Source organism: Streptomyces sp. NEAU-174 (assembly GCF_052665095.1).
In genome coordinates this window covers 178318-190971 of record NZ_JBQTCE010000010.1, presented here as the reverse complement: position 1 = coordinate 190971, position 12654 = coordinate 178318, and the positions used below count along the sequence as shown (strand labels likewise).

Below are 12654 nucleotides of genomic sequence, written 5' to 3'. Positions count from 1 at the left end.
GGAAGCCATGGCGGTCGACGGCGGACGGGTTCCGAGCGGCCCGCGCGAACTGGGGCGCTCGGGGGTGTGCGTACCACCCCTGGGGCTGGGCTGCGCGCCGCTGGCCAACCTCTACGAGGCGGTGCCGGAGGAGCGCGCGCTGGACACCGTAAGGGCGGCGTTCGACACCGGTCTCACCTATATGGACACCGCGCCGCACTACGGCGTCGGGCTGTCCGAGGAGCGGCTGGGGCGGGTGCTGGCCGGGCGCGACCGCGCCGGGTACACGCTCTCCACCAAGGTGGGGCGGCGGCTGCGGCCGCGCGCCCCCGGGGAGCCCGTCCAGGCGGACGGGTTCGCCGACACCCCCGACCGGGTCCGGATGTGGGACTTCACCCGGGACGGCATCCGCGCGAGCCTCGAGTCCTCCCTGGAGCGGCTCGGGGTCGACACCGTGGACATCGTCTACCTCCACGACCCGGAGGACCACGTCCGTGAGGTCTACGAGACGGCCTTCGCGGCGCTGGCCGAGCTGAAGCGGGAGAAGCTCGTCCGGGCCATCGGCTTCGGCATGAACCACAGCGACCTCCTCGCCCGGTTCGTCGCCGACTTCGACGTGGACGTCGTGCTGTGCGCCGGGCGCTGGACGCTGCTGGAGCGCACCGCCTTCGACGATCTGCTGCCGGTGTGCGAGCGGCGCGGCACCTCCGTGGTGGTCGGCGGGGTCTACAACTCCGGGCTGCTCGCCGACCCGGCCCCCGGCGCCCGCTACGACTACCAGCAGGCGCCGCCCGAACTCCTCGCCCGGGCCCGGCGGCTGGCCGAGGTGTGCGCCGAGTTCCAGGTGCCGCTGCGGGCCGCCGCGCTGCGCTTCCCCTTCGGCCACCCGGCGGTGGCCGCGGCGGTGGTCGGCTGCGCCTCCCCGGCCGAAGTCCGGGACAATGCCGGGATGTTCGCCCACGACATCCCCGACGAGCTGTGGCAGGCCCTGGTCCGGCGCGGTCTGCTCGACGACGACATCCCGCTGCCGGTCTGAACCACTGAGGAGTGCCCGAGTGCCCTTGCCGCGCCGTATCGACGCCCATCACCACCTGTGGGACCTGACCCGCCGTGAGCAGCCGTGGATGGACGGCGCGTGGGCCGAGCCCATCCGCCGCACCTTCACCCCGGACGACCTGGCCCCGCATCTGGAGGCCCATCGGATCGACGCCACCGTCGTCGTCCAGTCCAGCTCGTCCGTGGAGGAGACCCGGGAACTCCTGGCCCTGGCCGGCGGGTCGGACCGGATCGCGGGCGTCGTCGGCTGGGCGGACCTCACCGACCCCGGGGTGGGCGAGGTGCTCGCGGAACTGGCCGCCGGGCCCGGCGGCGACCGGCTGGTGGGCCTGCGTCACCAGGTGCAGGACGAGCCGGATCCGCGGTGGCTGGACCGCGAGGACGCCCGCCGGGGGCTGGCCGCGGTGGCCGACGCGGGGCTGGTCTACGACCTGCTGGTCACCCCGCGCGAGCTGCCCGCGGCCATCGACGCCGTCCGCGAGCTGCCGCAGCTGCGCTTCGTCCTCGACCACGCCGCCAAACCGCCCGTGGCGAGCGGTGAGCGCGACCCCTGGGCGTTGCAACTGGCCGCGCTCGCGGCGCTGCCGAACGTCGACTGCAAGCTGTCGGGTCTGGTCACCGAGGCCGACTGGGACGGCTGGAAGCCCGAGCAGGTGCTTCCGTACGCCTGGCATGTGCTGGACGCCTTCGGGCCGGGCCGGGTGCTGTTCGGCTCCGACTGGCCGGTGTGCGTTCTGGCCGCGACCTACGACGAGGTGGTGGCCCTTGCGGAGCGGGCCACCCTGCGGCTCGGCGAGGGCGAGCGCGCCGCCGTCTTCGGCGGTAACGCGGCCCGCGCGTACGGTCTGGGAACCTAGGGGGTTTGCGGCGGTACGCGTACGCCTGCGGCGGGCTGCTTTCCCCTCCCCGCCCCTTCCCGAAACTGGGGCTCCGCCCCAGACCCCGCTCCTCAAGCGCCGGAGAGGCTGGAGGGCGGGGCTCCGCCCGGACCTGCTCCTCAAGCGCCGGAGGGGCTGGAGGGCGGGGTTCCGCCCCGGACCTGCTCCTCAAGGCGCCGGAGAGGCTGGCAAGCGGAGCCCGCCGGCGGGGGTCTGGGGGCGGAGCCCACAGCGGGGGGCGGGGCGGGGCCCCGGGGGGTTCAGAGTGTGGAGCGCAGCCACTGCTCCACGCTCGCGATGTGCACCGTCGCCCACGACCGCGCCGCCTCCGCGTCGCGGTCCCGCAGGGCGGCCAGGATCGCCCGGTGCTCATGGAGGGTGCGGCTGACCGCGTCCTCCTGCGTCAGACCGCGCCACACCCGGGCCCGGGTGGTGGGACCGGAGAGCCCGTCGAGCAGGGAGCAGAGCACCGAGTTGCCGGAGGTCTGGACGATGCCGCGGTGGAACTCCAGATCGCAGGCGACCAGCTCCTCCACCGACGGCTCCTGCCCGAGCGCGTCCAGCTGCTCCTGGAGCCGGTCCAGCTCGGCGTCGCTGATCCGGGTGGAGGCCAGCGCCGTGGCCGCGGGCTCCAGGATCCGCCGCACCGCCAGGAACTCCAGCACCGTGTCGTCGCGGTGGAAGTCCACGACGAAGCTCAGCGCCTCCAGCAGCAGCTGGGGATCGAGGCTGGTCACATAGGTGCCGTCGCCCTGACGTACGTCGAGGATCCGGATCAGCGACAGCGCCCGTACGGCCTCCCGCAGCGAGTTGCGCGACAGCCCCAGGTCGGCGGCGAGCTCACTCTCCTTGGGGAGCCGGTCACCGGGGCGCAGCGCGCCCGAGACGATCATGCCCTTGATTTTTTCGATCGCCTCGTCGGTGACCGCCATGGTGGACCTCCCCGGGCCAAACATCCGATGTATCAGGTCCATTATGACGTGCTTGAACCGGCGGCGTCTGCCGGGGACGCCGCCGGTCCAGTGTGACCTTTTACCAGGAGGGCCCGAAGGCGGGCTCAGAGCCGGTTCATCGGATGGCTCAGAAGGTGAACGGCCCCGGGGACTGGGGCGTGGTGGCGGTGCAGTTCACCGTGATCAGACCGAAGATCACCAGCTTGAGCGACTTGGCCTCCAGGACGTCGCCCGCGGCCACCGTGCCCTTGAGCGGGCCGGTGGTCACATCGGAGCCGGTCGGGATCGCCGGGTTGGAGCTGCCGGTGAAGGTCTTGGTCCCGCCGCCGCTCTTCGACAGCGTCAGCGTCGAGCTCACCGAGCCCGCCGGAACGTCGATCGGGGCCTTGATCGCCCCCGAGGACAGGGTGATGGTCGCGGAGGTCCCGCTCTGCGTGGCGGTCAGGGTGGCCAGACCCGATCCGAACGTCCCGCAGTCGGCCGTGAGGGTGGCCGTCGTGGGGGTGACCGCGGTCGCGGTCGGTGCCAGCGCCAGCGCGCCGGCGGCCAGTGCGGCTGTTCCCATTGCCGTGCTGATCCCGAGCTTGATCCGTCTCATGGGATTGCCTTCCGGAGTGGGGGAAGTGCGGCTGAGGTGTGGGGGGTTCGCGCCCGTCATCCACGGGCGATGTCATTGATGCGCGCACCGCCGAAGAAGGCAAGAGCGATTCAGCTGATTTTTAACGCGCGAGTAAGTTCACCGGCCCGCGGTGGACCGGCCGCCAACTGCCCGCCACGCACCGCGAGTTCACAGGATCACGCAAGGGCCCCGGCCGCGCGCCGCGCGGCGGTCGGGGGGTAAAGAGCGGTCCGGGCGGCCGGGTGAGGAGACGTTTCCTCGCACCCGGCCGCCCGGACCCGGGAAGGCGGCCCCGCGGGGGTCAGGGTCGCTTGGCCAGCAGATCCTCGACCCGGCTCCGGATGTCCTCGGAGTCCAGGCCGCGGATGGTCAGGGTGGTGCGGCGGCGCAGGACGTCGTCCGCCGTGCGCGCCCACTCGTAGTCCCGGGCGTAGACGACCTGCGCCCAGATCTCCGGGGCGTCCGGATGGATCCGCTCCGCGAGCGCCGGGTCGCCGCCGGCCAGCCGGGCGATGTCGAAGGAGAGCGAGCCGTAGTGGGTCGCGAGGTGGCGGGCGGTGTCGGCGGCCATGCGCGGGCCGGGGGTGCCGCCGTCCACCAGCAGCCGGTGCTCGACGGCGTGCGGATTGGCCAGGCCCGGCAGCGGCATGTGCCGGGGCAGCTGCTTGACCGGCTCCATGTCGTCGGCGAGCGGACGGCCCGGCAACTCGGCCAGCTTCTGCATCACGGTGCGGCCGATGTGGCGGAAGGTGGTCCACTTGCCGCCGGCTATGGAGAGCATTCCGCCCTTGCCCTCGGTGACCACGGTCTCCCGCTTGGCCTTGGCGGTGTCGCCAGGGCCGCCGGGCAGCACCCGCAGACCCGCGAAGGAGTAGGTGATCAGATCGCGGGAGAGCTGCTGGTCGCGGATGGAGAAGGCGGCCTCGTCCAGGATCTGGGAGATGTCCGCCTCGTTGACCGCGACATCGCCCGGGTCGCCCTCGAACGCCTCGTCCGTGGTGCCCAGCAGCAGCATGTCCTCCCAGGGGAGGGCGAAGGTGATGCGGTACTTGTCGATCGGGGTGGCCAGCGCCGCCCGCCAGGGCGAGGTGCGCTTGAGGACCAGGTGGGCGCCCTTGGACAGCCGGATCGACGGCGCCGCGTTCGGGTCCTCCATCCGGCGCAGATGGTCCACCCAGGGGCCGGTGGCGTTGAGCACCAGCCGGGCGTCGACCCCGAACTCGGTGCCGTCGGTGCGGTCCCTGAGCTCGGCGCCGGCGACCCGGCCGTCGTTCTTGCGCAAGGCCATGACCTCGGCGTGGTTGAGGACGGTGGCGCCCGCCTCCGTGGCCGCCCGGACCGTCATCAGGGCCATGCGGCTGTCGTTCATCTGGCCGTCGCCGTAGACCGCGACCGCCTTGAGGCCCTCGGTGCGCAGCTCCGGGACGTCGCGCGCGGCCCGCTCGGCGCCGATCACATGGCCCACGCCGTCACGGAACGCGGAGAGCGCCGAGTAGGCGAAGACGCCCGCGCCCAGCTTGGCCGCGCCGTGCGGACCGCCCTTGTAGACCGGCAGGTAGAAGGTGAGGGGGTTGGACAGGTGCGGGGCGACGGTACGGGAGACCGCGCGCCGCTCGAAGTGGTTCTCGGCGACCAGCTTGACCGCGCCCGTCTGGAGGTAGCGCAGGCCGCCGTGGAGCAGCTTGGAGGAGGCCGAGGACGTGGCGCCGGCGAAGTCACCGGCGTCCACCATCGCCACCCGCAGCCCGGACTGCGCGGCATGCCAGGCAGTGGTGATGCCCAGGATGCCGCCGCCGATCACCAGGAGGTCGTACGTCGCCTTGGAGAGCTGTTCCCGGGTTTCGGCTCGGCTCGGGTTCGAACCGGCAGCCGGGTGCGTTCCGAGGGAGGACGGAACGCTCTGCAAGGTGGTCATTGATTACTCCTCGTCTTCGATCCAGCCCATGGTCCGCTGCACGGCCTTGAGCCAGCTCTTGTACTCGCGGTCGCGGACGTCCGCGTCCATTCGGGGGGTCCATTCGGCCGCCCGGCGCCAGTTCGCGCGCAGGGCGTCGGTGTCCGGCCAGAAGCCGACGGCGAGACCGGCGGCGTAGGCGGCGCCGAGGCAGGTGGTCTCGGCGACCATCGGGCGCACCACGGGCGCGTCCAGGGCGTCCGAGAGGGTCTGCATCAGGAGGTTGTTGGAGGTCATACCGCCGTCGACCTTGAGCGAGGTGAGCTCGACCTCGGAGTCCTTGGTCATCGCGTCGACGATCTCGCGGGTCTGCCAGGCGGTGGCCTCGAGCACGGCGCGGGCGATGTGCGCCTTGGTGACGTAGCGGGTCAGGCCCGCGATCACACCGCGCGCGTCGGACCGCCAGTACGGGGCGAACAGGCCCGAGAAGGCGGGTACGAAGTACGCGCCGCCGTTGTCCTCGACCGAGCTCGCGAGCGTTTCGATCTCGGCGGCGCTGTTGATCAGGCCCATCTGGTCCCGCATCCACTGCACCAGCGAGCCGGTGACCGCGATCGAGCCCTCCAGGGCGTAGACCGGCTTCTCGTCGCCGATCCGGTAGCCGACGGTGGTCAGCAGCCCGTTGTAGGAGTTGACCGGCTTCTCGCCGGTGTTCATCAGCAGGAAGGTGCCGGTGCCGTAGGTGGACTTGGCCTCGCCCTCGGAGTAGCAGGTCTGGCCGAACAGGGCCGCCTGCTGGTCGCCGAGCGCGGAGGCGACCGGCACGCCCGCCAGGACGCCCTCGGCCGTGTGCCCGTAGATCTCGGCGGAGGAGCGTATCCGCGGCAGCACGGCGGCCGGGATGTCCATCGAGGCCAGGATCTTCTCGTCCCAGTCCAGGGTGTGCAGGTTCATCAGGAGGGTGCGGGAGGCGTTGGTGACGTCGGTGACGTGCACGCCGCCGTTGACCCCGCCGGTCAGGTTCCAGATGACCCAGGAGTCCATGGTGCCGAAGAGGATGTCGCCCGCCTCGGCCCGCTCGCGCAGCCCCTCGACGTTGTCGAGCAGCCAGCGGATCTTGGGACCGGCGAAGTAGGAGGCCAGCGGGAGGCCGGTCTCGCGGCGGAAGCGGTCCTGGCCGACGTTGCGGCCGAGCTCGCGGCAGAGGGCGTCGGTGCGGGTGTCCTGCCAGACGATGGCGTTGTGCACCGGCTCACCGGTTTTGCGGTCCCACAGCAGGGTGGTCTCGCGCTGGTTGGTGATGCCGATCGCCTTGACGTCGACGGCGGTGATCTCGGCCTTGGCGATGGCGCCGGCGACCACCTCCTTGACGTTCTCCCAGATCTCGGTGGCGTTGTGCTCCACCCAGCCGGGCTTGGGGAAGATCTGCTCGTGCTCCTTCTGGTCGACCGAGACGATGCGGCCGTCCCGGTCGAAGACGATGCAGCGGCTGGAGGTGGTGCCCTGGTCGATGGCCGCGATGAACGGTCCGTGGCCGTGGGACGAGGCGCTGGTGGTGTGGGTGTCGGTCATGATCTGCTGCTCTCCTGCGGGTGGTGGGGTGGACTAGGCGAAGGCGATCTCGTAGATCCCGCCCGCGATGGCGCCGCCGATGAGCGGGCCGACGACGGGGATCCAGGCATAGCCCCAGTCCGAGCCGCCCTTGTTGGGCAGCGGCAGGAGGGCGTGGGCGATCCGGGGGCCGAGGTCACGCGCCGGGTTGATGGCGTAACCGGTCGGGCCGCCGAGCGAGAGGCCGATGCCGACCACCACGAACGCAGTGATCATGACGCCGATGACACCGAGGCCCTTGCCGTCGCCGTTGAGCCCCTGAGTGAGGATGGCGAGCACGAGCACGGCCGTGGCGATGATCTCGGTGGCGAGGTTCTGACCGACGTTCCGGATCTCCGGGCCGGTGGAGAAGACGCCCAGCACCGGGCCGGCGCCGCTGGTCTGCTGCTTGTCCGCCGCCACCGTGTCCTGGGCGCCCGGGCCGCCGACGATCTCGCGGTCGGTGAGATGGGCGTGGAAGTGGCCGAGGTAGGCGAGCCACACCAGCGAGGCACCGATCACCGCGCCGAGCATCTGCCCGAGGAAGTAGATCGGCACCTTGCTCCACTCGACGCCGCCCTCGATGGCGAGGCCGACCGTCACCGCGGGGTTGAGATGCGCCCCCGAGAGCGGTGCGGAGATATAGGCGCCGGTGAGCACGGCGAAGCCCCACCCGAGGGTGATGGCGACCCACCCGGCCTCGAACGCCTTGGATTGCTTCAGTACAACGCCGGCGACGACACCGCAGCCGAGCAGAATGAGAACGGCGGTACCGATGGTCTCGCCGATGAAGATGTCGGAGCTGGACACCCGCGACTCCTTTGTCCTTCGTCCAGGGGAAGGCGAACCCCCGGTGCTGTCCGGTGGTCCGCGCCCTCGTGGGAGGGCGTTGGTCGGCCCGCGGCGAGTCCACCATAGCGAATATTGTCGTCAGGTGTTCGACAATGCCGACCGATGAACGGCAGTTTTCTTCACGCCGAAGACCCCGTCAAGGGTCGTGTGAAGGAAAAATCGCGCGTATGTGAAACCGTGATGAAGCAGGTCATGCCGGGATATGGGGGCAGATCCGCACGCGCCCGCACGATTCAGAAACCACGGGCCCGCACGATTCAGAAACGCAGGGCACCCAGGTCCCGGGAGACGGCACGCGCGCAGTCCCGTACGGCGGCCACGAGCTCCGAGCGCAGCTCCCCGTCCGCGCACACCCGCTCGACCGCGCCCGTTATCCCCACCGCGCCCACGGGCAGCCGGCGCCGGTCGTGGATGGGGGCCGCGACGGACGCCACGCCCTCCCAGGTCTCCTCCACGTCGCAGCCCCAGCCGCGCGCCCGGGTCAGGTCCAGCACGGCCTCGAACTCGCGCTCCCCGGTCACCGTGCGGGGCGTGAACGCCTTACGGTCGACCTCGGTCACCTCGCTGTGCGCGACCGGGTCGTAGGCGGAGAGCACCTTGCCCAGGGCCGTGGAGTGCAGCGGGTGCATCGCGCCGACCTCCAGCACCTGGCGGCTGTCGTCCGGCCGGAAGACATGGTGGACGATCAGCACGCCCTGCTGGTGCAGCACGCCCAGGTACACGCTCTCGCCGCTGGACCGGGCCAGGTCGTCGGCCCACACCAGGGCGCGGGCGCGCAGCTCGTGCACGTCCAGATAGCTGTTGCCCAGGCGCAGCAGCTCCGCGCCGAGCTGATAGCGGCCGGACGCCTCGTCCTGCTCCACGAAGCCCTCCTGCTGGAGGGTGCGCAATATGCCGTGCGCGGTGCCCTTGGCCAGCCCCAGCGTGGAGGCGATGTCGGACAGTCCCAGACGTCGCTCACCACCGGCGAGCAGGCGTAGCATCGCGGCGGCGCGCTCCAACGACTGGATGTTCCGGGCCATCGCCAACCTCCTGACTGCGGTTCGACAATGCTGAACACTATCGGTCCATGCCGACTGCGTGGTACCAGGCGGCCGTGTGTCGGCGATCGATGGACTCACCGGGTGCTCATCGGCCCCGCTCATCCCGGGTGATGGACCGACCCTCGCGAAATGACCACTGGCGGCTACCCTGGCGTGGTGCGCCGTCCCCGGGGGAGGGCGCAAAGCCGACAGCCGTCGCACTCCAGGGAGCACATCCATGGCCTCTCATACGCCATCGCCCACATCCGCCGCCCGAGCCGACGCGCTCCGCGAAGCGCTGGCCACCCGAGTGGTGGTCGCCGACGGCGCGATGGGGACGATGCTCCAGGCGCAGGAGCCCAGTCTCGACGACTTCCAGCAGCTCGAGGGCTGCAACGAGATCCTCAACATCACCCGCCCGGACATCGTCCGCTCGGTCCACGAGGAGTACTACGCCGCAGGCGTGGACTGCGTCGAGACCAACACCTTCGGCGCCAACCACGCGGCGCTCGGTGAGTACGACATCGCCCACCGCGTCCACGAGCTCTCCGAGGCCGGCGCCCGGATCGCCCGTGAGGTCGCCGACGAGTTCAGCGCCGACGGACGCCAGCGCTGGGTGCTGGGCTCGATGGGCCCAGGCACCAAGCTGCCCACCCTCGGCCACGCCCCGTACACCGTCCTCCGCGACGCCTACCAGGCCAACGCCGAAGGCATGATCGCCGGCGGCGCGGACGCCCTCCTGGTGGAGACCACCCAGGATCTGCTCCAGACCAAGGCCTCGATCATCGGCGCCCGCCGCGCCCTCGAGGCCACCGGCGCCAACCTCCCGGTGATCTGCTCGGTCACCGTCGAGACCACCGGCACCATGCTGCTCGGCTCCGAGATCGGCGCGGCGCTCACCGCCCTCGAGCCGCTCGGCATCGACATGATCGGCCTCAACTGCGCCACCGGCCCCGCCGAGATGAGCGAGCACCTGCGCCATCTCGCCCGCCACTCCCGGATCCCGCTCTCCTGCATGCCCAACGCCGGCCTCCCGGTGCTGGGCAAGGACGGCGCCCACTACCCCCTCACCCCCGCCGAGCTGGCCGACGCCCAGGAGACCTTCGTCCGCGAGTACGGGCTCTCCCTGGTCGGCGGCTGCTGCGGCACCACGCCCGAGCATCTGCGCCAGGTCGTCGAGCGGGTCCGCGACCTGACCCCCACCGAGCGCACCCCTCGCCCCGAGCCAGGCGCCGCCTCGCTCTACCAGACCGTGCCGTTCCGCCAGGACACCTCGTACCTGGCGATCGGCGAGCGCACCAACGCCAACGGCTCCAGGAAGTTCCGCGAGGCCATGCTGGAGGCCCGCTGGGACGACTGCGTGGAGATGGCCCGCGAGCAGATCCGCGAGGGCGCCCATCTGCTCGACCTGTGCGTGGACTACGTCGGCCGGGACGGCGTCGCGGACATGGAGGAGCTGGCCGGGCGGTTCGCCACCGCCTCCACCCTCCCCATCGTCCTGGACTCCACCGAGGTCGACGTCATCCGGGCCGGGCTGGAGAAGCTCGGCGGACGCGCGGTCATCAACTCCGTCAACTACGAGGACGGGGACGGCCCCGAGTCGCGGTTCGCCAAGGTCACCCGGCTGGCCCAGGAGCACGGCGCCGCCCTCATCGCGCTGACCATCGACGAGGAGGGCCAGGCCCGCACGCCGGAGAAGAAGGTGGAGATCGCCGAGCGGCTGATCGCCGACCTGACCGGCAACTGGGGCATCCTCGAGTCGGACATCCTCATCGACACCCTGACCTTCACCATCTGCACCGGTCAGGAGGAGTCCCGTAAGGACGGCATCGCCACCATCGAGGCGATCCGCGAGCTCAAGCGGCGGCATCCGGACGTCCAGACCACGCTGGGCCTGTCCAACATCTCCTTCGGCCTCAACCCGGCCGCCCGCATCGTGCTCAACTCCGTCTTCCTCGACGAGTGCGTCAAGGCGGGCCTGGACTCGGCCATTGTGCACGCCTCCAAGATCCTGCCCATCGCGCGGTTCGAGGAGGAGCAGGTCCAGACCGCCCTGGACCTGATCTACGACCGCCGCGCCGAGGGCTATGACCCGCTCCAGAAGCTGATGGGGCTCTTCGAGGGCGCCACCGCCAAGTCCCTCAAGGCGGGCAAGGCCGAGGAGCTGGCCGCGCTGCCCCTGGAGGAGCGCCTCAAGCACCGCATCATCGACGGCGAGCGCAACGGCCTGGAGGCCGACCTCGACGAGGCCCTCCAGGAGCGCCCCGCCCTCGACATCGTCAACGAGACGCTGCTGGAGGGCATGAAGGTGGTCGGCGAGCTGTTCGGCTCCGGCCAGATGCAGCTGCCGTTCGTCCTCCAGTCCGCCGAGGTCATGAAGACCGCGGTCGCCCATCTGGAGCCGCACATGGAGAAGTCGGACGACGAGGGCAAGGGCACCATCGTGCTCGCCACCGTCCGCGGCGACGTCCATGACATCGGTAAGAACCTCGTGGACATCATCCTGTCCAACAACGGCTACAACGTGGTCAACCTGGGCATCAAGCAGCCGGTCTCCGCGATCCTGGAGGCCGCCCAGGAACACCGCGCCGACGTCATCGGCATGTCAGGGCTGCTGGTCAAATCCACCGTGATCATGAAGGAGAACCTGGAGGAGCTGAACCAGCGCAAGCTGGCCGCCGACTACCCCGTGATCCTCGGCGGCGCCGCGCTCACCCGGGCCTATGTCGAGCAGGATCTGCACGAGATCTACGAGGGCGAGGTGCGCTACGCCCGCGACGCCTTCGAGGGGCTGCGGCTCATGGACGCCCTGATCGCCGTCAAGCGCGGGGTGCCCGGCGCCACGCTCCCCGAGCTCCGGCAGCGCCGGGTGCCCAAGCGGGACGTGTCCGTGACCGAGCCGGAGCCCGAGGGCCCGTCCCGGTCCGACGTGGCCACCGACAACCCCGTGCCCACCCCGCCCTTCTGGGGCACCCGCGTGGTCAAGGGCATCCAGCAGGCCGACTACGCCTCCTGGCTGGACGAGGGTGCGCTGTTCAAGGGCCAGTGGGGGCTCAAGGAGGCCCGTACCGGCGACGGGCCGAGCTACCGGGAGCTGGTGGAGTCCGAGGGCCGTCCGCGGCTGCGCGGCTGGCTCGACAAGCTGCACACCGAGAACCTGCTCGAGGCGGCCGTCGTCTACGGCTACTTCCCGTGCGTCTCCAAGGGCGACGACCTGGTGCTGCTGAACGAGGACGGCAGCGAGCGCACCCGCTTCACCTTCCCGCGCCAGCGCCGCGGCCGCCGGCTGTGCCTGGCCGACTTCTTCCGCCCGGAGGAGTCGGGTGAGACCGATGTCGTCGGCCTCCAGGTGGTCACCGTCGGCTCGAAGATCGGTGAGGCCACCGCCGAGCTGTTCGCCGCCGACTCCTACCGCGACTACCTGGAGCTGCACGGGCTGTCCGTCCAGCTGGCGGAGGCGCTGGCCGAGTACTGGCACGCCCGGGTCCGCGCCGAGCTGGGCTTCTCGGGTGAGGACCCGAGCGAGATGGAGGAGATGTTCGCGCTGAAGTACCGCGGCGCGCGCTTCTCGCTGGGCTACGGCGCCTGCCCCGACCTGGAGGACCGCGCGAAGATCGCCGATCTGCTGGAGCCGGAGCGGATCGGGGTGAAGCTCTCGGAGGAGTTCCAGCTCCACCCCGAGCAGTCCACGGACGCCATCGTGATCCACCACCCGGAGGCGAAGTACTTCAACGCGCGGTAGACGCGGGGTAGCCCTCCGGCGGCCTCCCGTGACCGCCTTGGGTGCTCACCGGGCGCGCCGGCGCGGCGC

The 12654-nt window shown here is 71.1% G+C and carries 9 protein-coding genes; 3 read left to right on the top strand and 6 right to left on the bottom strand.

All coding sequences use genetic code 11. The features are described 5' to 3' along the window. The first annotated feature begins 7 nt into the window (after window positions 1-7). Window positions 8-1015 carry an aldo/keto reductase gene (locus tag ACT2CW_RS27925; RefSeq protein WP_233361628.1) on the top strand — a complete coding sequence of 336 codons (1008 nt, stop codon included), beginning with the start codon at window positions 8-10 and terminating at the stop codon, window positions 1013-1015. Window positions 1016-1040: 25 nt separating this feature from the next. Then, window positions 1041-1892, top strand: coding sequence for an amidohydrolase family protein (locus tag ACT2CW_RS27920; protein WP_445518743.1), 852 nt, complete (start codon window positions 1041-1043; stop codon window positions 1890-1892). A 281-nt stretch (window positions 1893-2173) separates the two neighbouring features. Here ACT2CW_RS27920 and ACT2CW_RS27915 read toward each other — a convergent pair whose 3' ends face one another. The 6 genes from ACT2CW_RS27915 to ACT2CW_RS27890 all read right to left on the bottom strand — a co-directional run bounded on the left by ACT2CW_RS27915 (window position 2174) and on the right by ACT2CW_RS27890 (window position 8843). Then, complete coding sequence (locus ACT2CW_RS27915) at window positions 2174-2845, bottom strand: FadR/GntR family transcriptional regulator (protein WP_020872565.1); 672 nt, start codon at window positions 2843-2845, stop codon at window positions 2174-2176. Window positions 2846-2993: 148 nt separating this feature from the next. Then, window positions 2994-3464: a hypothetical protein gene (locus ACT2CW_RS27910; RefSeq protein ID WP_138911446.1), complete on the bottom strand. Its 471-nt coding sequence runs from the start codon at window positions 3462-3464 to the stop codon at window positions 2994-2996. 322 nt (window positions 3465-3786) lie between these two features. Then, a complete protein-coding gene (locus ACT2CW_RS27905; protein ID WP_445518605.1) occupies window positions 3787-5400 on the bottom strand; it encodes an FAD-dependent oxidoreductase in 1614 nt (537 codons plus the stop codon). A 3-nt stretch (window positions 5401-5403) separates the two neighbouring features. After that, a complete protein-coding gene (gene glpK, locus ACT2CW_RS27900; RefSeq protein ID WP_138911448.1) occupies window positions 5404-6951 on the bottom strand; it encodes a glycerol kinase GlpK in 1548 nt (515 codons plus the stop codon). Between the two features lie 33 nt (window positions 6952-6984). After that, complete coding sequence (locus ACT2CW_RS27895; protein ID WP_445518604.1) at window positions 6985-7779, bottom strand: MIP/aquaporin family protein; 795 nt, start codon at window positions 7777-7779, stop codon at window positions 6985-6987. Between the two features lie 299 nt (window positions 7780-8078). Then, window positions 8079-8843 (bottom strand): IclR family transcriptional regulator, encoded by a 765-nt coding sequence (locus ACT2CW_RS27890; protein WP_164426294.1) that lies wholly within the window; start codon window positions 8841-8843, stop codon window positions 8079-8081. Window positions 8844-9081: 238 nt separating this feature from the next. Here ACT2CW_RS27890 and metH point away from each other — a divergent pair, with 238 nt between their 5' ends. After that, on the top strand, window positions 9082-12585 hold the full coding sequence (gene metH, locus ACT2CW_RS27885) for a methionine synthase (RefSeq protein ID WP_445518603.1): 3504 nt from the start codon (window positions 9082-9084) through the stop codon (window positions 12583-12585). Window positions 12586-12654 lie beyond the last annotated feature (69 nt).